The sequence below is a fragment of the Pseudomonas sp. LBUM1660 genome (genome assembly GCF_059695935.1).
This window is the reverse complement of sequence record NZ_CP166795.1, coordinates 6,386,482-6,408,107: the sequence shown is the minus strand read 5'-3', so window position 1 is coordinate 6,408,107 and position 21,626 is coordinate 6,386,482. Positions and strand designations below refer to the sequence as shown.

The window sequence follows — 21,626 nt, the reverse complement described above, 5'->3', positions numbered from 1 at the left end:
CACAAGCAAGAATGGCTAAGGTATTCGCGATAGCGAACCAGAAAGGTGGTGTGGGTAAAACCACCACCTGCATCAACCTCGCAGCTTCCCTGGTCGCTACCAAGCGCCGGGTGCTGTTGATCGATCTCGATCCACAGGGCAACGCCACCATGGGTAGCGGTGTGGATAAACACGGGCTGGAAAACTCGGTCTACGACCTGCTGATCGGCGAGTGCGACCTGGCTCAGGCCATGCACTACTCCGAGCACGGCGGTTACCAGCTGTTGCCGGCCAACCGTGACTTGACCGCGGCCGAAGTGGTTCTGCTGGAAATGCAGATGAAGGAAAGTCGCCTGCGCAGTGCGTTGGCGCCCATCCGTGAAAACTACGATTACATTTTGATCGACTGCCCGCCGTCGTTGTCGATGCTGACGCTGAACGCGTTGGTCGCGGCTGATGGGGTGATTATCCCCATGCAGTGCGAGTACTTCGCGCTCGAAGGCTTGAGCGACCTTGTGGATAACATCAAGCGCATCGCTGAATTGCTCAACCCGAATCTGAAGGTCGAAGGCCTGTTGCGGACCATGTATGACCCGCGCCTGAGCCTGATGAACGATGTGTCGGCGCAGCTCAAGGAACACTTCGGCGAGCAACTGTACGACACCGTCATCCCGCGCAACATCCGTCTGGCCGAAGCACCCAGCTATGGGATGCCGGCGCTGGCCTACGACAAAGCATCGCGTGGCGCTATCGCCTATCTGGCGTTGGCCGGCGAGCTTGTTCGTCGTCAACGTAAAAACTCACGCACCGCCGCCGCTCAGGCAACTTAAGGAATCCCCATGGCCGTCAAGAAACGAGGTCTCGGACGTGGACTGGATGCACTGCTGAGTGGTCCGACTGTCAGCTCGCTGGAAGAACAAGCGGTGCAGGCCGATCAGCGTGAGCTGCAGCACCTGCCCCTGGACCTGATCCAGCGCGGCAAGTACCAGCCGCGTCGGGACATGGATCCTCAGGCGCTGGAAGAACTGGCGCAGTCGATCAAGGCCCAGGGCGTGATGCAGCCGATCGTGGTGCGTCCGATCGGCAGCGGTCGTTTTGAAATCATCGCCGGTGAACGCCGCTGGCGCGCCAGCCAGCAGGCTGGCCAGGAAACCATCCCGGCGATGGTTCGCGATGTGCCGGATGAAACCGCGATCGCCATGGCGCTGATCGAGAACATCCAGCGCGAAGACCTCAATCCCATCGAAGAAGCCGTGGCCTTGCAGCGTTTGCAGCAGGAATTCCAGCTGACTCAGCAACAAGTGGCCGAAGCCGTAGGCAAATCCCGCGTGACCGTGGCCAACCTGCTACGCTTGATCGCGTTGCCGGAAGTTATCAAAACCATGCTGTCGCACGGCGACCTGGAAATGGGTCATGCCCGTGCTTTGCTCGGTTTGCCGGAGAATCAACAGGTTGAAGGGGCGCGACATGTTGTCGCACGGGGGCTGACTGTGCGCCAGACCGAGGCACTGGTTCGCCAGTGGTTGAGTGGCAAACAGGAGCCTGCTGAACCGGTTAAACAGGACCCTGATATTGCCCGACTCGAGCAGCGTCTGGCTGAACGCCTAGGCTCTGCGGTGCAGATCCGCCACGGAAAGAAGGGGAAAGGGCAGTTGGTTATTGGTTACAACTCCCTCGATGAGCTTCAAGGTGTGCTCGCGCACATTCGTTGAAACATTTCCTCATGTAGCGTGCAGTCGGAAATCACTACCTGACAGTTGAATAGGGGCAGAACCGCCCCTATACTCTGCGCGCATTTTGTCGGCACAAATTATGCCAAGTAACTGAATTCTGGCAGCCGATCATTGGGGAGCAAAAACGATGGAGAGCCGCACGCCAAACCGCTTGCCGTTCCATCGCCTGGCAGTTTTTCCGGTCTTACTGGCTCAATTTGTCGTTTTGGTACTGGCCGCTTTGGCGCTCTGGTACTGGCATGGAGTCGTAGCCGGGTACTCAGGACTTTGCGGAGGCCTGATAGCCTTGCTGCCCAATGTTTATTTCGCTCACAGGGCATTTCGGTTTTCCGGCGCCCGAGCAGCCCAAGCCATCGTCCGGTCTTTTTATGCCGGTGAGGCGGGGAAACTGATTTTGACGGCAGTGCTCTTTGCATTGACGTTCGCAGGTGTGAAGCCATTGGCGCCGCTAGCTGTATTCGGCGTCTTCGTGTTGACCCAACTGGTCAGCTGGTTCGCGCCCCTGCTGATGAGAACAAGACTTTCGAGACCTTAGGGCGTTTGAGGCAACCATGGCAGAAACAACCGCTTCGGGCTATATCCAGCACCACTTGCAGAACCTGACCTTCGGTCAGCACCCAACTGGCGGGTGGGGTTTTGCCCACACCGCAGCAGAAGCCAAAGAAATGGGCTTCTGGGCTTTCCACGTCGATACTCTCGGCTGGTCGGTCGCGTTGGGTCTGATCTTCGTTCTTCTTTTCCGCATGGCGGCGAAGAAGGCGACTTCCGGTCAGCCTGGTGCTTTGCAGAACTTCGTTGAAGTATTGGTCGAATTCGTCGATGGCAGCGTGAAAGACAGCTTCCATGGCCGTAGCCCGGTGATTGCACCGTTGGCACTGACCATCTTCGTCTGGGTCTTCCTGATGAACGCCGTCGACCTGATCCCGGTCGACTGGATTCCTCAGCTGGCCATCCTGATCACCGGTGATGCGCACATTCCGTTCCGTGCCGTATCGACCACTGACCCGAACGCTACCCTGGGCATGGCCCTGTCGGTGTTCGCGTTGATCATTTTCTACAGCATCAAGGTCAAGGGCATCGGCGGCTTCATCGGCGAACTGACCCTGCACCCGTTTGGCAGCAAGAACATTTTCCTGCAAGCGCTGCTGATCCCGGTGAACTTCCTGCTGGAATTCGTCACCCTGATCGCCAAGCCAATCTCTCTGGCACTGCGTCTGTTCGGCAACATGTATGCCGGCGAGCTGGTCTTCATTCTGATTGCTGTGATGTTCGGCAGCGGTCTGCTCTGGCTTAGCGGCCTGGGCGTAGTTCTGCAGTGGGCGTGGGCTGTGTTCCACATCCTGATCATTACCCTGCAGGCGTTTATCTTCATGATGCTGACCATCGTTTACCTGTCGATGGCGCACGAAGAGAACCATTAAGACCAGTCTCGACTAGTCTGATGTCCCACCCGGTCAAACGGGTGGGTGCCCGAACAGGGCTATGAAACGATTTGTTTTACCGCTTTAAAATCTAAAAAACCTAAACCATACGACGTAAAAGTCGGGAGGAAAGATGGAAACTGTAGTTGGTCTAACCGCTATCGCTGTTGCACTGTTGATCGGCCTGGGCGCACTGGGTACCGCAATTGGTTTCGGCCTGTTGGGCGGCAAGTTCCTGGAAGGCGCAGCGCGTCAGCCAGAAATGGTTCCAATGCTGCAAGTTAAAATGTTCATCGTTGCCGGTCTGCTCGACGCCGTAACCATGATCGGTGTTGGTATCGCTCTGTTCTTCACTTTCGCGAACCCATTCGTTGGTCAACTCGCTGGCTAATTACTCGAACCTTCGAGTAATTGGTGTGATGTGCAACGAACGAGCGAGGTGTTGGCGTGAACATTAATGCAACCCTGATTGGCCAGTCCGTTGCGTTCTTCATTTTTGTACTGTTTTGCATGAAGTTCGTGTGGCCTCCGGTCATCGCGGCTTTGCACGAACGTCAGAAGAAGATCGCGGATGGACTGGACGCTGCCGCCCGAGCAGCTCGCGACCTGGAGCTGGCCCAAGATAAAGCGGGTCAGCAACTGCGCGAAGCAAAAGCTCAGGCAGCCGAAATCATTGAGCAAGCCAAGAAACGCGGTAACCAGATTGTTGAAGAGGCTGTTGAAAAAGCCCGTATCGACGCTGACCGTGTGAAGGTTCAGGCTCAGGCCGAGATCGAGCAGGAACTGAACAGTGTCAAAGATGCGCTGCGTGCCCAACTGGGTAGCCTGGCAGTCTCTGGCGCCGAGAAGATCCTGGGTTCCACAATCGATCAAAACGCGCACGCGGAGCTGGTAAACAAACTGGCTGCTGAAATTTAAGCGAGGGCGATCATGGCAGAATTGACCACGTTGGCCCGACCTTACGCTAAGGCAGCCTTCGAGCACGCCCAGGCCCACCAGCAACTGGCCTCTTGGTCAGCCATGCTCGGCCTGGCTGCAGCAGTGTCGCAAGACGACACCATGCAGCGCGTGCTCAAGGCCCCGCGACTGACGAGCGCAGACAAGGCCACCACGTTTATTGACGTGTGTGGCGACAAGTTCGATGCCAAGGCACAGAATTTCATTCACGTCGTTGCCGAAAACGACCGTCTCCCGCTTCTGCCGGAGATCGCCGCTCTGTTCGACCTGTACAAGGCCGAACAAGAGAAATCGGTAGATGTGGACGTCACCAGTGCTTTTGCATTGAACCAAGAACAGCAAGACAAACTCGCCAAGGTTCTCAGTGCACGACTCAACCGGGAAGTGCGCCTGCAAGTCGAGGAAGACAAATCCCTTATTGGGGGCATTGTCATCCGCGCCGGCGACCTGGTTATCGATGGCTCGGTTCGCGGTAAACTCGCGAGCCTTGCCGAAGCATTGAAATCTTGAGTTTGAAGGGGCAGCAGAGCAATGCAGCAACTCAATCCTTCCGAAATAAGTGAAATTATCAAGGGCCGCATCGACAAGCTCGATGTGACCTCCCAAGCCCGTAACGAAGGCACTGTCGTCAGCGTATCTGACGGTATCGTGCGGATTCACGGTCTGGCCGACGTCATGTACGGCGAGATGATCGAGTTTCCGGGCGGCGTCTTCGGTATGGCTCTCAACCTGGAGCAAGACTCCGTAGGTGCCGTTGTTTTGGGCTCCTACCAGTCTCTGGCTGAAGGCATGAGCGCCAAGTGCACCGGCCGCATCCTCGAAGTTCCGGTTGGTAAGGAACTGCTGGGTCGCGTAGTCGACGCACTGGGTAACCCAGTTGACGGCAAAGGTCCGCTGAACAACACCGAGACCGATGCGGTCGAGAAAGTTGCTCCAGGCGTGATCTGGCGTAAGTCGGTAGACCAGCCTGTACAGACTGGCTACAAGGCTGTCGATGCCATGATCCCTGTCGGCCGTGGCCAGCGTGAGCTGATCATCGGTGACCGTCAGATCGGTAAAACCGCTCTGGCGATCGACGCGATCATCAACCAGAAAGACAGCGGCATTTTCTGCGTCTACGTAGCGATCGGTCAGAAACAATCGACCATCGCCAACGTGGTTCGCAAGCTGGAAGAAAACGGCGCACTGGCTAACACCATCGTCGTGGCGGCGAGCGCTTCGGAATCTGCAGCACTGCAATTCCTGGCACCGTACTCCGGTTGCACCATGGGTGAGTTCTTCCGCGACCGCGGTGAAGACGCGCTGATCGTTTATGACGATCTGTCCAAGCAAGCAGTGGCTTACCGCCAGATTTCCCTGCTGCTGCGCCGTCCACCAGGCCGTGAAGCTTATCCAGGCGACGTGTTCTATCTCCACTCCCGTCTGCTGGAGCGCGCATCCCGCGTTTCGGAAGAATACGTAGAGAAGTTCACCAACGGCGCAGTGACCGGCAAAACCGGTTCCCTGACCGCACTGCCGATCATCGAAACCCAGGCTGGCGACGTTTCCGCGTTCGTTCCGACCAACGTGATTTCCATCACCGACGGTCAGATCTTCCTGGAATCGGCCATGTTCAACTCCGGGATCCGTCCTGCTGTGAACGCCGGTGTTTCGGTATCCCGTGTGGGTGGTGCCGCTCAGACCAAGATCATCAAGAAGCTCTCCGGTGGTATCCGTACCGCTCTGGCTCAGTACCGTGAACTGGCGGCATTTGCCCAGTTCGCTTCTGACCTGGACGAAGCGACCCGTAAGCAACTTGAGCATGGTCAGCGCGTTACCGAGCTGATGAAGCAGAAGCAATACGCACCAATGTCGATCGCTGACATGGCGCTGTCGCTGTATGCCGCTGAGCGTGGGTTCCTGACTGACGTCGAAATCGCCAAGATCGGCAGCTTTGAACAAGCGCTGATTGCTTTCTTCAACCGCGATCACGCCGATTTGATGGCGAAGATCAACGTGAAGGGTGACTTCAATGACGAAATCGACGCTGGCTTGAAAGCCGGTATCGAGAAGTTCAAGGCCACCCAAACCTGGTAAGCCGCAGCGGGAGCCGCAAGGCTCCCGCTTGCTAACCTGATAGGTGTTACATGGCAGGCGCAAAAGAGATTCGCAGTAAGATTGCGAGCATCAAAAGCACGCAAAAGATTACCAGCGCCATGGAAAAAGTGGCGGTCAGTAAAATGCGCAAGGCACAAATGCGCATGGCTGCTAGCCGTCCTTATGCGGAGCGCATCCGCCAGGTTATTGGCCATCTGGCCAACGCCAACCCGGAATATCGCCACCCGTTCATGCTCGACCGTGAAGTAAAGCGCGTCGGTTATGTCGTAGTGAGCAGTGACCGTGGTCTGTGTGGTGGCTTGAACACCAACCTGTTCAAGGCTTTGGTCAAGGACATGGCGGTAAACCGCGAAAACGGCGTCGAGATTGATCTGTGTGTTATTGGTAGCAAGGGTGCGGCTTTCTTCCGCAACTTCGGCGGTAACGTCGTAGCAGCTATCAGCCACCTGGGTGAAGAGCCATCGATCAATGATCTGATCGGCAGCGTCAAGGTGATGCTGGATGCCTACCTCGATGGTCGTATCGACCGTCTGAGCGTTGTCTCCAACAAGTTCATCAACACCATGACGCAATCGCCTACCGTGGAGCAATTGATTCCACTGGTGGCAACCCCGGATCAGGAACTCAAGCACCACTGGGATTATCTGTACGAACCGGACGCCAAAGAGCTGCTTGACGGCTTGATGGTCCGTTACGTGGAGTCGCAGGTCTACCAGGCGGTGGTCGAGAACAACGCGGCTGAACAAGCTGCGCGGATGATCGCGATGAAGAACGCTACCGACAACGCCGGTGATTTGATCAGCGATTTGCAGCTGGTCTACAACAAGGCGCGTCAGGCTGCGATCACCCAAGAGATCTCGGAAATCGTCGGCGGCGCTGCCGCGGTTTAACGGTTCAAATATTCAGAGGATCCAGCTATGAGTAGCGGACGTATCGTTCAAATCATCGGCGCCGTTATCGACGTGGAATTTCCACGCGACAGCGTACCGAGCATCTACAACGCGCTGAAAGTAGTGAGCGCGGCTGAAACCACCCTCGAAGTTCAGCAACAGCTGGGCGACGGCGTGGTTCGTACCATTGCGATGGGTTCCACCGAAGGCTTGAAGCGCGGTCTGGAAGTCACCGACTCTGGCGCTGCCATCTCCGTACCGGTCGGTAAAGCGACTCTGGGCCGGATCATGGACGTACTGGGCAACCCGATCGACGAAGCGGGTCCGATCGACACCGAAGAGCGCTGGGGCATTCACCGTCCTGCGCCAACCTTCGCTGAACAAGCGGGCGGCAACGACCTGCTGGAAACCGGCATCAAGGTTATCGACCTGGTTTGCCCGTTCGCCAAGGGCGGTAAAGTCGGTCTGTTCGGTGGTGCCGGTGTAGGCAAAACCGTAAACATGATGGAACTGATCCGTAACATCGCCATCGAGCACAGCGGTTATTCCGTGTTCGCCGGTGTGGGTGAGCGTACTCGTGAGGGTAACGACTTCTACCACGAGATGAAGGATTCCAACGTTCTGGACAAAGTGGCACTGGTTTACGGTCAGATGAACGAGCCGCCGGGTAACCGTCTGCGCGTAGCACTGACTGGCCTGACCATGGCCGAGAAGTTCCGTGACGAAGGTAACGACGTTCTGCTGTTCGTCGACAACATCTATCGTTACACCCTGGCCGGTACTGAAGTATCCGCACTGCTGGGCCGTATGCCTTCCGCAGTAGGTTACCAGCCGACCCTGGCCGAAGAGATGGGTACTCTGCAAGAGCGTATCACTTCGACCAAGAACGGTTCGATCACCTCGATCCAGGCGGTATACGTACCGGCGGATGACTTGACTGACCCGTCGCCAGCGACCACCTTCGCCCACTTGGACGCCACCGTCGTTCTGTCCCGTGACATCGCTTCCCTGGGTATCTACCCAGCGGTCGATCCACTCGACTCGACTTCGCGCCAGCTGGACCCGAACGTAATCGGCCAGGACCACTACGACACCGCTCGCGGCGTACAGTATGTTCTGCAACGTTACAAAGAACTGAAGGACATCATTGCGATCCTGGGTATGGACGAGCTGTCGGAAGCCGACAAGCAGTTGGTAAACCGTGCTCGTAAGATCCAGCGTTTCTTGTCGCAGCCGTTCTTCGTGGCTGAAGTCTTCACCGGTGCCTCGGGTAAATACGTTTCCCTGAAAGACACCATTGCTGGCTTCAAAGGCATCCTCAACGGTGACTACGACCACCTGCCAGAACAAGCGTTCTACATGGTCGGCGGCATCGAAGAAGCGATCGAGAAAGCCAAGAAACTGTAATCCCGGCGCCCGGCAACGGGCGCTAATTTAGGTTGAGGCAATCAGATGGCTATGACAGTCCATTGCGATATCGTCAGCGCGGAAGGGCAAATCTTTTCCGGTCTGGTCGAGATGGTGGTTGCGCACGGTGCACTGGGTGATCTTGGTATCGCCCTGGGTCACGCGCCGCTGATCACTAATCTCAAGCCGGGCCCGATCCGCCTGATCAAGCAGGGCGGGGAAGAGGAGGTGTATTACATCTCCGGTGGTTTCCTCGAGGTTCAGCCGAACATGGTCAAGGTTCTTGCCGACACCGTGCAACGTGCTGCCGACCTGGATGAAGCCTCCGCTCAGGAAGCCGTTAAGGCTGCCGAGAAGGCCTTGCATGAGCGGGGCGCGGAATTCGATTACGGTTCTGCTGCCGCACGTCTGGCCGAGGCCGCAGCTCAGCTGCGCACCGTCCAGCAGATCCGCAAGAAGTTTGGCCACTAATAGGCCATTGCTTGTTGCGAGATTGATTAAAAAGGGTAGCCTCGGCTACCCTTTTTTCTTTTCCGATTTTCATAACCTGGTCGCAGCCGCTGACCACCCAGGATTGGTAGCCAGTCATGTCTCTTGAAATCGTTATCCTCGCTGCCGGTCAAGGCACTCGCATGCGTTCGGCGTTGCCGAAAGTTCTGCACCCGATTGCCGGCAACTCGATGCTTGGCCATGTTATCCACAGCGCCCGGCAACTTGATCCACAGCGCATCCACGTGGTGATTGGCCATGGCGCCGAAGCGGTGCGCGAGCGTCTGGCGGCGGACGATCTGAATTTCGTCTTGCAGGACAAACAGCTGGGTACCGGTCATGCGGTGGCTCAGGCCGTGCCGTTCATCGAGTCCGACACCGTACTGATCCTGTACGGTGACGTGCCGTTGATTGAGGTAGAAACCCTGCAACGTCTGCTCAAGAAAGTGGCACCGCAGCAATTGGGCTTGCTCACCGTCGAGCTGGATGACCCGGCCGGTTACGGCCGAATCGTCCGCGATGCCGCCGGCAAGGTCACGGCCATCGTCGAGCAGAAAGACGCCAATGAGTCCGAGCGCGCAATCACTGAAGGCAACACCGGCATTCTGGCGCTGCCTTTCGCGCAACTCGGCGGCTGGATGAGCCGTCTCTCCAACAACAATGCCCAGGGCGAGTACTACCTGACGGACGTGATCGCGATGGCGGTCAGCGATGGTCTGGTGGTGGCCACCGAGCAACCCCATGAAGCCATGGAAGTGCAGGGCGCCAACGATCGCAAGCAGCTCGCCGAACTCGAGCGTCACTATCAAATGCGCGCCGGTCGCCGCTTGATGGCTCAAGGCGTGACCCTGCGTGACCCGGCGCGTTTCGATGTACGCGGTGAAGTCACCGTCGGCCGCGACGTGCTGATCGATATCAACGTGATCCTCGAAGGCAAGGTCGTCATTGAAGATGACGTGGTGATTGGCCCGAACTGTGTGATCAAGGACAGCACCTTGCGCAAAGGCGTGGTGATCAAGGCCAACAGCCATATCGAAGGCGCGATTCTGGGCGAAGGCAGCGATGCCGGTCCATTCGCACGGCTGCGTCCGGGGACGGTGCTTGAGGCTCGCGCGCATGTGGGTAACTTTGTCGAGCTGAAAAACGCCCACATGGGCGAAGGCGCCAAGGCCGGTCACCTGGCTTACCTGGGTGATGCCGAGATTGGCGCGCGCACCAACATTGGCGCGGGCACTATCACTTGCAACTACGACGGCGCCAACAAGTGGAAAACTGTATTGGGTGAAGATGTGTTCATCGGTTCCAACAACTCGTTGGTGGCGCCTGTGGATATCTCTTCTGGTGCGACCACAGCGGCCGGTTCGACCATTACCCAGAATGTGGATAACGCACAGTTGGCGGTGGGTCGGGCACGTCAGAAGAACATTGATGGCTGGAAACGGCCGGTGAAGCTTAAAAAGAGCTGAGTTATCCACAATGATTTGATCAGGTTTGAGATATTCACAGCCTGATTTATCGTATTCGCGAGCAAGCCCGCTCCCACACTGGGTCTATGTCGAACACAAAGGCAGTGTTCACAAACGATCTAAAGTGGGAGCGGGCTTGCTCGCGAATGGGTTATCCACAGAATTTTTTTCGTGCACCGGCTTGACGAAGTTTCGCCGATAGGTTTTGATTGCTTCCGTTATCTTTCGAATCGAAACTTGTCAGCTCATGTCGAAACGCAATACACCCCAACGCCGCCACAACATTCTCGCCTTGCTCAATGAACAGGGCGAAGTCAGTGTGGATGAGCTGGCCAAGCGCTTCGAAACTTCGGAAGTTACGGTTCGCAAGGATTTGGCCGCGCTTGAAAGTAATGGTCTGCTGCTGCGCCGTTATGGCGGAGCGATCACCATGCCACAGGAGCTGGTCGCCGACATCGGCCAACCGGTTTCCAAATACAAGCAAGCCATCGCTCGCGCAGCTGTTACGCGGATTCGCGAACATGCGCGGATCATCATCGACAGCGGCAGCACCACTGCCGCGATGATCCCGGAACTCGGCCAGCAGCCGGGCCTTGTAGTGATGACCAACTCCCTGCACGTGGCCAATGCGTTAAGCGAACTCGAACACGAACCGGTGCTGTTGATGACCGGTGGCACCTGGGACCCGCATTCCGAGTCCTTCCAAGGCCAGGTCGCCGAGCAGGTACTACGCTCTTACGACTTTGACCAGTTGTTCATCGGTGCCGATGGCATCGACCTGGTTCGCGGTACCACCACCTTCAACGAATTACTGGGGCTGAGCCGGGTCATGGCTGACGTCGCCCGTGAAGTGATCGTGATTGTGGAGGCCGACAAGATCGGCCGCAAGATTCCCAACCTGGAGCTGCCCTGGAGCAGCGTCCATACCCTCATTACCGATGAACGCCTGCCACTAGCGGCACGCGATCAGATTCAGGCCCGCGGCATCAATTTGATTTGCGCGGCTGTCAGTCAGGAGAAATAGCATGTGTGGAATTGTCGGCGCAGTCGCAGAACGTAACATCACCGCCATCCTGCTCGAAGGCCTCAAGCGCCTGGAATACCGTGGCTACGACAGCGCCGGTGTGGCGGTTTTCACCAACGACGAAAAGCTCGAGCGCATGCGTCGTCCGGGCAAGGTCAGCGAGCTGGAAATCGCCCTTGAAGCGGAACCGCTGGTCGGTCGCTTGGGCATCGCCCACACCCGTTGGGCCACTCACGGTGCGCCGTGCGAGCGCAACGCGCACCCGCATTTCTCCGGCGATCTGGCCGTGGTGCACAACGGCATCATCGAGAACCACGAAGCCCTGCGTGAACAGCTGAAAGCTCTGGGTTACGTGTTCACCTCGGACACCGACACCGAAGTCATCGCCCACCTGCTGAACCACAAACTCAAAGATCTGCGCGATCTGACCGTGGCCCTCAAAGCCACCGTTAAAGAGTTGCACGGTGCTTATGGTCTGGCCGTTATCAGTGCCGATCAGCCGGATCGTCTGGTGGCAGCGCGTAGCGGCAGCCCGTTGGTGATCGGTCTGGGCCTGGGTGAAAACTTCCTCGCTTCCGACCAGTTGGCCCTGCGTCAGGTCACCGACCGTTTCATGTACCTGGAAGAAGGCGATATCGCCGAAATTCGCCGTGACAGCGTGCACATCTGGGACGTGAACGGCCAAGCCGTCGAGCGTGAAACCGTGCAGTACCGCGACGGCGCCGAAGCGGCCGACAAGGGTGAATTCCGCCACTTCATGCTCAAGGAAATCCATGAGCAACCGGCCGTGGTTCAACGCACCCTCGAAGGTCGTCTGAGCCCGAACGGTGTCCTGGTGCAGGCTTTCGGTCCACAGGCTGCCGAGCTGTTCGCCAAAGTGCGCAACGTACAGATCGTCGCCTGCGGCACCAGCTACCACGCCGGCATGGTTGCCCGTTACTGGCTCGAAGAACTGGCCGGTATCCCTTGCCAGGTCGAAGTCGCCAGCGAATTCCGCTACCGCAAAGTCGTGGTGCAGCCGAACACCCTGTTCGTCACCATCTCCCAGTCCGGCGAAACCGCCGACACCCTGGCCGCCCTGCGCAACGCCAAGGAACTGGGTTTCCTCGCCAGCCTGGCGATCTGCAACGTTGGCATCAGCTCGCTGGTGCGTGAATCCGACCTGACCCTGTTGACCCAGGCCGGTCGCGAAATCGGCGTGGCCTCGACCAAAGCGTTCACCACGCAATTGGTCGGCCTACTGTTGCTGACCCTGTCCCTGGGTCAAGTTCGCGGTACCTTGGCCAAAGGCGTCGAAGCCACCCTGGTTGAAGAACTGCGTCGTCTGCCAACCCGTCTGGGCGAAGCCTTGGCCATGGACAGCACCGTGGAGAAAATCGCCGAGCTGTTCGCCGAGAAGAACCACACCCTGTTCCTCGGTCGCGGCGCGCAGTTCCCAGTGGCAATGGAAGGTGCCCTGAAACTCAAGGAAATCTCCTACATCCACGCCGAAGCCTACCCGGCCGGCGAACTGAAGCATGGCCCCTTGGCGCTTGTGGATAACGACATGCCCGTGGTCACCGTGGCGCCGAACAACGAACTGCTGGAGAAGCTGAAGTCCAACCTCCAGGAAGTCCGCGCCCGTGGCGGCCAGCTGATTGTCTTCGCAGACGAAAAAGCCGGCATGACCAACGGCGAAGGCACCCACGTTGTCCACATGCCGCACATCCACGACATCCTGTCGCCGATCCTCTACACCATCCCGCTGCAGTTGCTGTCGTATTACGTGGCGGTGTTGAAAGGCACGGACGTTGACCAGCCGCGGAATCTGGCTAAGTCGGTGACGGTGGAATAAGTTATCCACAGGTGATCAAATGAAACTACGAAATAAAGTCTGTCGGAACTAAATAAAGTCTGTCGCTGGCGCCTACGCCCCCCGGCTCGGTAGCGAGCGACGCTTTCCTCCGCTCCTCCCTGCTCTGGGCGTAGCTCAAGGTTTGAACTCCCAAAATGATCCTAGCGATTCAGCCAGAGGAGACTATGCGATCCTTTGTGGAAAGAACTCTTTTTATTAGAGGAAAACATTCTTCTGCGGAAGTGTTTCGGAAGTTTCCAAAAAGCCCCTCACGGGCAGATGTTTCGATAATTGCCGAAACAATGGGATGGTTTGGCTGTTATGGCTTGAACAAAATGCTGCATAGGCATACTAACTATCCTTTCACGGCAGTTTTTAAAAATATTCAAGATATCTCTTACTCTGGAAACGAGTATATAAGTTATTCAAGTTTCTATGATTCAAATAGAAAGCTATCAGGTTTTTGTCCGGTTTGTGTTGCAGAAGATATTGCGCGCTTTGGATTTTCATTCTGGCGGCGTGCTCACTGTTTTAAGCTGAAAGTCTGTGCTGAGCACAATGTAGAGCTAGTCAAACGCTGCCCGGTTTGTGACAAGCAGTTTTCCCATGGGGGTCATGATCTGGGGGTGATGTGGAAGGCCTGTGAGGGACGACATCTAAAAGACAGCCCTGTGACGTTGAACACAGATCCATTTGAGTTGAAGAAAGCTCAGATTTTTACGGATATTCTGTCATTCACCCATCACCTTTCGGAGGAGGCGGTTCTCGCGGTCTTGAATGGAAAAATCCATCAAGACGGAGTCTTCGAGCAAAAAATCTGGAATTCTGAATCCGACAGGCATTTGGGAGATAAATTTGAAAGGCGGCTGGGAATTGTCAAGAAGGCGAGGTCTGTAAACAGGCTCCCACCTGATGAACCCACTGATTTTATTATTCAAGCTATAGCCGAAACCTATGAAATTTTTGCTGACTTCGTCAGTGATGTGAAAGCTTACGGGGACGAAATGCGCCCGATCGACTCTCTGTGGTCGACTTATATCGCAGGCCACCAGGAATCAACACATTTCGTTGAAGAGAACTATAAACATGGTGTGGGGGATTGGAGTTGCCCTTTCCCTGCTAAGGAAGTTTGGGGGATGTGGGATTGGCGGCCGGTGTATTATCCCTGCTGTAATTTTGAGCGACCAAAGAGAAAAGGTCCTCAACCTAAACGCGTTAAGAATGCACCGCCGGGTATCTATAGGCGGCAATAGGTTTACGAGATCAAGTACGCTGATCTTGGCAAGATGCACGACCGCAGTTAGCTAAACGTACGCCTTCACAAAATGACCAGTTAGCGGGATGCTCTACCGAAGCTTAACTGATCAAGGAGTGGAGCAATGCTTGCCGAGGTCATGCGAGAAAATGTTTACCGTGCCTACCGAATTCGACTCGAGCTGATGCTTGGCATTTCTCGGGACGCATCAGAACGAGAGATGCATTATCTGATCGAGGCCGGTTTTATACTTAAACGGGTTATCCCCCTTACGGAGCTGTACTTGCAGACCTCTTCAGATCCTGAACAGGTAAGCGCGCTGAGGAAGATGGTGAATCGTAAATCAGATCAATCATTGAGCGTCTTCGACAGCGACAGGCTTTTCAGGTTTGGGCACATAACCGCCATGGCTGAAGTAATTTTTGGCGATGAGACCAAAGCCATGCGTTGGCTTTCAAAGCCCAAACGTCGGCTTGCTGGTAGGAAACCATATGAACTGCTTTCCACTACCCCCGGCACTCGCGAGGTCGAAAGAATGTTGATCCAAATATCTGAACCATTCGCGTTCTAAATCCGGAAGCCCACGGGTGACCTCCATTGCGTTTACTGCATGGAAATTGACCTCAGCACAGCACATCCGTGTTGTCCAAGTACCGTGTTGGATTTCTACAGACAGGCGATCCCCGGTGCGGCGTTTTTCAAGGTAGTTGTCGCGTCAACCGTCTAACTATGCCGCTATTTTCTCGATCTGTTGCTCTCGATCCGGGTTCAGCAGCACGGTGCCGATCGGCTCCCAGTTACGCGTCTGGCCTGACCATCGTTCCGGTTTTTTCTCCTTGGCTCGTTCGTACAGCTCATGTCGCCGGGCCAAGACCTGATGATCCAGCCCCCGATGCCGCTCAGCCGGTGTGACGAACCGGATACGACTATGCCGGTGCTCGTTGTTGTACCAGCGCATAAAGTCCCTCACCCAAGCGCGTGAAGCGTCCAAACTGACAAAGCCATCCTGCGGCCATTGCGGGCAGTATTTCAGCGTTCTAAACAGCGACTCCGAGTAGGGATTGTCGTTGCTCACACGCGGCCGGCCCCGCGAGGGCGTGATGCCCAGTTCGTACATCTTGCTCAGCAGCGTCACCGACTTCATCGGCGCGCCGTTGTCCGAGTGCAGCACCAGCGGTTCGTGCAAACACTGCTCTGCGATCACGCTGCGTTGCAGCAGTGCGGCGGCTTTCTCCCCGCTTTCTGCGTCGTAGACCTCCCAGCCCACGGCCTTGCGGCTGTAAATATCCTCGATCAGATAGAGGTAGTAATACTTGCCGCGTATCGGCGAGGGCAGATACGTGATGTCCCATGACCACACCTGATTGGGCGCTTTGGCCGCATGCGTCGTCGGTGCTGCGTGCCTTCTGGGTCGCTGGCTGCGGCCTCGATGTTGCTGTTGGCCTGCCGCACGTAGAACGCGATAAAACGTCGACTCCGACGCCAGATAACACGCTTGATCGGCCAGTCGTGGCACGATCTGGCTCGGCGGCAAGTGGACGTACTCCGGGCTGTTACACAGCGTCACGATGGTCTGACGCTCGACTTCGCTCAGTGCATTTCGCGGTGTTGGCCGTGTGACAGTCGTTCGGGCATCTGCCGGGATAACGTCTGTTTCAGTCCACCGCTGCAAGGTTCGCAGCGATAGACCGACTTCCCGGCAGGCCCTGATTTTTCTGGCGCCTGCCGCGACCGCGCTACCCAGCCAGGCAACGAGCAACTGGCGCTCTGGCAAAGACGTTAGTTGTCCTCGTTGTCGTTCGTCCCCCAGTAGTCGTTGAGCTTTTTTCGCAGCACCAACAACGCGGCTGTTTCAGCGAGCGCCTTGTCTTTGCGGCGCAGTTCGCGCTCAAGTTCCTGGATGCGTTTCTTGTCTTTGCGAGCTTGCTCGCGATCTTCTTTTTGCTGGGCTTTATCTGCCTTCTGACCGTTGATGCAGGCCTGCCGCCAGGCCGTAATTTGCTCAGGGTAAAGGCCTTTGCGGCGGCAGTATTCACCCAGGTCGATCTCGGATAAACCGGCGGCTTCGAGCACGACAGCAAACTTGGTTTCGGCTGACCAGTTTTCGGCCAACGACTTGTTTTCGGACACTGCACTTCCTTCAGAACTGAGCTGCTTGCGCCAGTTGGACAAAGACATTTCGCTGACCCCTTCGCGCCGGGAAACCTCGGCCATCGACAGGTTCTGCGGGGGAAGCAGCATCTTGAGTAATGCGGCTCTGCGTTCAGGTGAATAGTACGGCACGACCAGTCTCTTTCCGCCCCCGATATGCTTTTTAAGGAAAAATCGGAGAGGCGACAACTATCCTGACACCGGGGGGGTGCATCGCTAGCGCGAGCTATCGCGTTTGCGGTCGAACCGACTGACGACGTTGACGCGAATGAAATAGTGCTTCGCCTAACTCACCAGTTTTTTGAACTGGCGTGAATTTCACCGAGCTGATTACTCTCGTTTATTCGAATTTACAGAACGGGGCTCAGCTCGGTCGGGGCCTGCAACAACAAATCGAGTTTTGTCGTTTAGGACAGTCTGCCGTTGGCTAATTGCAGCTGTAAGGACGGATGGGCAATGGCGTTCTGGTTTGCGTCGCCAAAGACCTTCCTCGGCGGGAAGCGGCCGAAGGAAGTGCTCTCGGCCAATCCCTTAGGCGTGCTCTCAGCGGCGAGGGAAGAGGTGTCCCGAGTCGTCCAAGGATGACAATTCACCGAGGTTGCTGCCATCACCCGTCGAGGTGGTGTGGCAACTTAATACACACCACCTTGCCATGCGATATTTGGCGCTGATTTAACTCAAACCAACAATTTCTGCTTATTGATGTGTGTAAAGCCCTCTCAGGAGCGCCCCAAGTCGTCGACATGCAACGTCCAGAATTAATGACGCAAAAGCCATTATATCTACTTAACGTCTAGGAATACTGACGCTATGAGACTTAAAGTATCATCCGATCAAGCTATTGCTGGCGCCATAGTGGCGCATGTTCAAGCCATTCGGCTGAAGAAGAACGTAAGCTTGGAGGATGTGGCCAAGAATGCTGGAATGAGCCGTCAAACGCTGCATGCGTTGCTAAATCAGGGAAAGGGCACCTTGATAAACCTAGTAGCTGTACTTAGGGCAATTGGTGAGCTAGAGCGCTTAAGTTCTTTATTGGAAGAGGTTCGACCCAGCCCGCTGCAGGTCATTCGTATGGAAGGCAAAAAGCGCCAGCGTGCTTCAGGCCGGCGGGATGTTTCCAAGAAGCCAACACCCACTGGTCCTAATCCGAAAAAAAACAGTGACTGGTAACCAAGCGTGGGTAGATCAAGTCGATCAGAACCTGATGACCTTTCGCTCTGTTGAACACCCAAGTTGGGGGAATGCGCAGATTTGCTCACTCAGATGCATTCTGACCTGACCAGCCATTTGCATCGAGTTGAACCACTACGCTTCGTGACCGTGACCGTGACCGTGACCGGCAGAGCACGACCCATTGCAGCCGGTCGCGACGGGGGATAATCATCTGGGGGGAACGGGTCCATCAAAGATGGCCACAGAGGTTTGGTTGCTTAGGGAACTGAAGCCTGTCAGTCGCTGCTCCTGTGTAACAGCGATTTGATTGGCGATAAGGTTGGTATGTTTCGAGTAACAAAAAACCGCCTAGCGGCGGTCCTTGTTTTAGCTTCTTTTAGCATCTTCATCGCGCTTCCTGACAATCCATGCGCCAACGAATCCTGCTACCGCTCCTGCTACTGCTATAAAGGGAGCGGAGGGCATTACCACTGCTGCAGCCAGTCCAGCCGCCGCCGAGCTTCCAACACTTAAAGCAAGCGAGCCAGCCACTTCGGCGACCCTCTCCTGCCTGACCTTTTTCGCAGCACGCAATTTTCTAGCACTGCGGGTTCGAACGTAATGCGCATTCCGATCGGCCTTACTGATGACCTTCTGGATCAACACCTCCCTTTCTTTTTGGGTCAGGGTTGGCTTTTTTTCCTCGAGAACGTCGTCAACGATTGCCTCAATCTCCTCCGCAGAAACCAATCTGAGCTCGTCTTCGGAGATCCTAGACTCGCCGTCTCTCGTCTTTACTTCACTCACTGGACACCTCCAACGGCGCAGCACATTAGCCTGTGTGTCTGAAAGCCCGCACCAAGTACCACCACTGTAATCAATGTAGCACCTATTTTCATTCGCTTACCTGGCTTCCAGGTAGCGTCTGCGGCTTTTGAGAACATGGCCGTAATCAGCATCAGAAAACATGCGATCGCAATCGCCGAACAGCCTGTGGGAATGAGGCCAGTCGCTTTGCTATCCCACCCCTTCACTGCCGCCTGGATAGCGAGTACAGCTGCGCCATACAACCATCCAAGAGAATCTACTGCTTCGCCCCATTTGAATGTGAAGGACGTGGATTCCGCAATTGTGAAACACAGGAGAAGTGCCCAGTAAAGTATTGCAGTTCCAATGAGCGGCACCATTCCTTCCAACAGCAACCATTTAACTGACGGGTCCATCGAAAATTCCTTCGTTGCGATTGGATCGCATGGTGGTGGTGGCGTTAATTGAAGTCAACAAGCCCTTGCACGCACGCTCATCCGCGCTGACGGGCTAAATATATCGAAATCTGCGTATCTGTTCGGTGAGGGCTGCGCGGCCTTGGTGCGGGCCCGTGGGTACGGTATGCGAAGGATTGACCATGGCGGGGTGAAAGCGATCACTACTGCTGCCTGTTTCTTCTGGCTCAGCCTTGGACGGGTGTCCGCTCTTGGCCGTTAGCTGTCTTCCGCGAAGGGCAGCTATGGGTCGATATCAGCCCTCTGTGAACGTCTGCTTATCATCGGCAAGCCGTATGGGCTGCACAAACGAACCAAATTGATCGGTCCTACCGTCATTGGTTCAGGGCTGATTCAGGGTTTTGTCCCAGAGATTCACAGCTGTTGAGACCGGTCATGCTGATAGAATCAGGACGTTTGGAGATAACACCCTTCTGAGAAATTGCATGAACGAAGAACTGACTGAAGAAGAGATGCGCCGCGCGCTGTTCGGCGGTGCAGAGCCCCTTGCGCAGACTACTGCCTTACCTGTGCAAGACACCCTCTCGGGTGTCGCGATCATACCGCCGACAAAGGCCGCGGAGAAAAGGAAGGTCCTCAAAGCTTTCACGCCCAGGTTGAGGGTAACGCTTCGGGTGTGCAATGAATTTGAGGGCAAGACTCACGAAATGGTCCATGAGGCGGATACGCTGAGCACCCTTCTAGCAGAGCAGGAAGCTACCAAGGCGGCCAAGAAGAAATTCAGGTTTGTGGAAGTGGTTTCGGTAAAAGCGATGTAGGGGGACTTTACAAAACTCGCGGGCCAAGCATTGAATCGCCTCTGACTTCATCACTAACCCGCCCCCCCTAGCTGACACTTGTGGATGGCAACTCCGGGATTAGCTGCAGAGTAATGCCTTTACACTTCAACTTGGTCAACCCCGCGGCTAGTGACTACTCGCCAGCGACACATGAGCCCGACACCCAGACTCATTGCCCTGTATAAAATTGTTCCGGCTGGTTTTATTTTTAAGATAAGTACCAAGTAAGAAACTCAAAAAATCCGCTCCATTTTAGCTGCTGTTTTCCAGCTAAAAAATCATCTCGGTTAGCAAGGCTAAAATCTAAAACCTCCCCGCTATTTTTTTCATATAGATAGCACCCTTCACCTTGAACACTTGTGAGGCAAATGAAATTTTCTGGCAGCTCCCATACCTCATGAATAAAGTTGGTGCCTGCTTCTATCTCATTGGTTGGGTCGGCGATGTCACATAGCTCTTCATCCGAAGAATCACTTCTGAAAAAAGTTATCGTGTAATTTAAAAAAAACTCTGACAGCTCACTATCTAAACTTATATTCAGTGTTGTTAGTGCTTCGGTAACGGAGCGTTTATCTGTCCGGTGGATATCACCAAGTTGCTTTTCAATAAGTTGAATCAGCTCATTCGGGATCATTTCGCGGTCTCTGCTGCTCGGTCTTTCCAATATTGTGGGACTTCTTTCCTAAAGAGTTCCCTATCTACAGGCGCATCTGGGTGTTGGCTATGTCCGTAAGGGTGTACTGCTTCTCGACCTTTGCCTTTTAAGGTTGAAAGGTGAGTCTTATGACTTAGCGGCCATTTCTATTTTGCCTTGAGTGTTGCAGCTGAAGCTGTTGAGGAACCCCATACAGGTTTTCATAGAACACGAAGGTCATTCATTTGAAGCTTCACTTTGGTTTCGTCATATATCAACACAAGGGAAAGAGTCAGGTCGCTCATTCCTTCCTCCTTTGTCCACAGTGGTATATCGAGGGCTAAGCCAGAGCCATCCTTGTACTCATAAGTATCTTTCTTTTCTACGAAAGACGCTGGAGGTAATGCCAATGTATTGCCGTACTCGGAGATTCTTGCATTAATATCCGGTTCGTTGAGTCTTCCATACCAGTTTTTGCCGGAAATTTTATCAAAATCACCAATAACCAGTGCGACAATAAGATCTTTTACTTCTAGTTAGAGGCTCTTATCAATTTTCACTTTCATCGGTTTCCTGGTATACGAGTCGAAGTCTCCGGATTAACATCAATGGGATTTCCCAGGGACAGATTTATTTTAGAATGCAAAAATATATCTATCCCTTACTCTCTATTCTCTGAGAGTTTAGTCTTGGTATTCAAAGCTTCCTCGGTATGTAAATAGATTATTTCTGATTTTAGTGTTTTGGGGAGTGCCCGAGAAGGAGTAGTCGTAGATTGCAACTATGGTGTCTATAGGCACATCGGTCAGAGGAGTGTTTTTATTTTTCATGTCAGACGCGATGTCAAGGTCGTATGAGCATCCGTCAATTGCATTAATTAGAGAATTGGTTGGCTCGATTTTATCTGCTTCGACAGCGTCATCGTCAACAAAACCAAGTGAGAAAGCCTTGCTGAACTCAGAGCCAAGAAAGTCTCCGTCGTCAGAATACTCTGGGCTCATCACATCTCGAAGAGTAGACGGTTCCCAATCGGTGTTTGCCGTCCAAATAGAAACGATTTTTTTCGAGCCCATTT

General features: G+C 54.9%; 24 protein-coding genes. 18 read left to right on the top strand and 6 right to left on the bottom strand.

What is annotated here, in order from left to right; genetic code table 11:
* Nucleotides 1-11 precede the first annotated feature (11 nt).
* The 16 genes from ACA068_RS29730 (at nt 12) to ACA068_RS29655 (ending at nt 15,123) form a co-directional block, all read left to right on the top strand.
* Nucleotides 12-809: a ParA family protein gene (locus tag ACA068_RS29730; protein WP_090177596.1), complete on the top strand. Its 798-nt coding sequence runs from the start codon at nt 12-14 to the stop codon at nt 807-809.
* Nucleotides 810-818: 9 nt separating this feature from the next.
* On the top strand, nt 819-1,691 hold the full coding sequence (locus ACA068_RS29725; RefSeq protein WP_077748853.1) for a ParB/RepB/Spo0J family partition protein: 873 nt from the start codon (nt 819-821) through the stop codon (nt 1,689-1,691).
* Nucleotides 1,692-1,839: 148 nt separating this feature from the next.
* Entirely contained in the window at nt 1,840-2,247 is a 408-nt protein-coding gene (locus ACA068_RS29720) for a F0F1 ATP synthase subunit I (RefSeq protein WP_007948092.1), read from the top strand.
* 16 nt (nt 2,248-2,263) lie between these two features.
* Nucleotides 2,264-3,133: a F0F1 ATP synthase subunit A gene (gene atpB / locus ACA068_RS29715; RefSeq protein WP_162437614.1), complete on the top strand. Its 870-nt coding sequence runs from the start codon at nt 2,264-2,266 to the stop codon at nt 3,131-3,133.
* A 133-nt stretch (nt 3,134-3,266) separates the two neighbouring features.
* The gene (gene atpE / locus ACA068_RS29710) at nt 3,267-3,524 is read left to right on the top strand and encodes a F0F1 ATP synthase subunit C (RefSeq protein WP_002555987.1); all 258 of its coding nucleotides are present in this window, start codon (nt 3,267-3,269) and stop codon (nt 3,522-3,524) included.
* Between the two features lie 56 nt (nt 3,525-3,580).
* Nucleotides 3,581-4,051, top strand: coding sequence for a F0F1 ATP synthase subunit B (locus ACA068_RS29705; RefSeq protein ID WP_007948090.1), 471 nt, complete (start codon nt 3,581-3,583; stop codon nt 4,049-4,051).
* A 12-nt stretch (nt 4,052-4,063) separates the two neighbouring features.
* Complete coding sequence (locus tag ACA068_RS29700) at nt 4,064-4,600, top strand: F0F1 ATP synthase subunit delta (RefSeq protein WP_497306671.1); 537 nt, start codon at nt 4,064-4,066, stop codon at nt 4,598-4,600.
* Between the two features lie 21 nt (nt 4,601-4,621).
* Complete coding sequence (gene atpA, locus ACA068_RS29695; protein ID WP_282379785.1) at nt 4,622-6,166, top strand: F0F1 ATP synthase subunit alpha; 1,545 nt, start codon at nt 4,622-4,624, stop codon at nt 6,164-6,166.
* 50 nt (nt 6,167-6,216) lie between these two features.
* Nucleotides 6,217-7,077 carry a F0F1 ATP synthase subunit gamma gene (atpG, locus tag ACA068_RS29690; RefSeq protein ID WP_497306669.1) on the top strand — a complete coding sequence of 287 codons (861 nt, stop codon included), beginning with the start codon at nt 6,217-6,219 and terminating at the stop codon, nt 7,075-7,077.
* Nucleotides 7,078-7,104: 27 nt separating this feature from the next.
* A complete protein-coding gene (gene atpD, locus ACA068_RS29685; RefSeq protein WP_008155715.1) occupies nt 7,105-8,484 on the top strand; it encodes a F0F1 ATP synthase subunit beta in 1,380 nt (459 codons plus the stop codon).
* A 45-nt stretch (nt 8,485-8,529) separates the two neighbouring features.
* Nucleotides 8,530-8,955 carry a F0F1 ATP synthase subunit epsilon gene (locus ACA068_RS29680; RefSeq protein WP_497306667.1) on the top strand — a complete coding sequence of 142 codons (426 nt, stop codon included), beginning with the start codon at nt 8,530-8,532 and terminating at the stop codon, nt 8,953-8,955.
* A gap of 116 nt (nt 8,956-9,071) precedes the next feature.
* Nucleotides 9,072-10,439, top strand: a complete 1,368-nt coding sequence (gene glmU / locus ACA068_RS29675; protein WP_497306665.1) for a bifunctional UDP-N-acetylglucosamine diphosphorylase/glucosamine-1-phosphate N-acetyltransferase GlmU — start codon at nt 9,072-9,074, stop codon at nt 10,437-10,439.
* 247 nt (nt 10,440-10,686) lie between these two features.
* On the top strand, nt 10,687-11,463 hold the full coding sequence (locus tag ACA068_RS29670; protein WP_497306663.1) for a DeoR/GlpR family DNA-binding transcription regulator: 777 nt from the start codon (nt 10,687-10,689) through the stop codon (nt 11,461-11,463).
* A gap of 1 nt (nt 11,464) precedes the next feature.
* Nucleotides 11,465-13,297, top strand: coding sequence for a glutamine--fructose-6-phosphate transaminase (isomerizing) (gene glmS / locus ACA068_RS29665; protein ID WP_497306661.1), 1,833 nt, complete (start codon nt 11,465-11,467; stop codon nt 13,295-13,297).
* Between the two features lie 197 nt (nt 13,298-13,494).
* Nucleotides 13,495-14,550, top strand: coding sequence for a TniQ family protein (locus ACA068_RS29660; protein ID WP_497306660.1), 1,056 nt, complete (start codon nt 13,495-13,497; stop codon nt 14,548-14,550).
* Nucleotides 14,551-14,676: 126 nt separating this feature from the next.
* Nucleotides 14,677-15,123, top strand: a complete 447-nt coding sequence (locus ACA068_RS29655; protein WP_497306658.1) for an antitoxin Xre/MbcA/ParS toxin-binding domain-containing protein — start codon at nt 14,677-14,679, stop codon at nt 15,121-15,123.
* Nucleotides 15,124-15,279: 156 nt separating this feature from the next.
* On the opposite strand, the gene ACA068_RS29650 is transcribed toward ACA068_RS29655, so the two are convergent.
* Nucleotides 15,280-16,835 (bottom strand): IS3 family transposase gene (locus ACA068_RS29650; RefSeq protein WP_497303394.1). Its coding sequence is split into 2 segments (ribosomal slippage): nt 15,280-16,368 and nt 16,371-16,835, totalling 1,554 coding nucleotides; the frame shifts between segments, so codons are not numbered across the junction.
* Between the two features lie 678 nt (nt 16,836-17,513).
* Here ACA068_RS29650 and ACA068_RS29645 point away from each other — a divergent pair.
* The gene (locus tag ACA068_RS29645; protein WP_497306656.1) at nt 17,514-17,873 is read left to right on the top strand and encodes a helix-turn-helix domain-containing protein; all 360 of its coding nucleotides are present in this window, start codon (nt 17,514-17,516) and stop codon (nt 17,871-17,873) included.
* A 369-nt stretch (nt 17,874-18,242) separates the two neighbouring features.
* Here the strand turns inward: ACA068_RS29645 and ACA068_RS29640 are convergent, their stop codons facing one another.
* Nucleotides 18,243-18,662 carry a hypothetical protein gene (locus ACA068_RS29640; protein ID WP_497306654.1) on the bottom strand — a complete coding sequence of 140 codons (420 nt, stop codon included), beginning with the start codon at nt 18,660-18,662 and terminating at the stop codon, nt 18,243-18,245.
* Complete coding sequence (locus ACA068_RS29635) at nt 18,659-19,078, bottom strand: hypothetical protein (RefSeq protein ID WP_497306652.1); 420 nt, start codon at nt 19,076-19,078, stop codon at nt 18,659-18,661. Before ACA068_RS29635 ends, ACA068_RS29640 begins: the two co-directional genes overlap by 4 nt.
* 485 nt (nt 19,079-19,563) lie before the next feature.
* Here ACA068_RS29635 and ACA068_RS29630 point away from each other — a divergent pair, with 485 nt between their 5' ends.
* The gene (locus tag ACA068_RS29630) at nt 19,564-19,896 is read left to right on the top strand and encodes a hypothetical protein (protein WP_497306650.1); all 333 of its coding nucleotides are present in this window, start codon (nt 19,564-19,566) and stop codon (nt 19,894-19,896) included.
* Between the two features lie 229 nt (nt 19,897-20,125).
* Here the strand turns inward: ACA068_RS29630 and ACA068_RS29625 are convergent, their stop codons facing one another.
* The 3 genes from ACA068_RS29625 to ACA068_RS29615 form a co-directional block, all read right to left on the bottom strand.
* Entirely contained in the window at nt 20,126-20,551 is a 426-nt protein-coding gene (locus ACA068_RS29625; protein ID WP_497306648.1) for an SMI1/KNR4 family protein, read from the bottom strand.
* 221 nt (nt 20,552-20,772) lie between these two features.
* Nucleotides 20,773-21,054: a DUF7668 domain-containing protein gene (locus ACA068_RS29620; protein WP_497273501.1), complete on the bottom strand. Its 282-nt coding sequence runs from the start codon at nt 21,052-21,054 to the stop codon at nt 20,773-20,775.
* 180 nt (nt 21,055-21,234) lie between these two features.
* The gene (locus ACA068_RS29615) at nt 21,235-21,624 is read right to left on the bottom strand and encodes an immunity 22 family protein (RefSeq protein WP_348129783.1); all 390 of its coding nucleotides are present in this window, start codon (nt 21,622-21,624) and stop codon (nt 21,235-21,237) included.
* Nucleotides 21,625-21,626 lie beyond the last annotated feature (2 nt).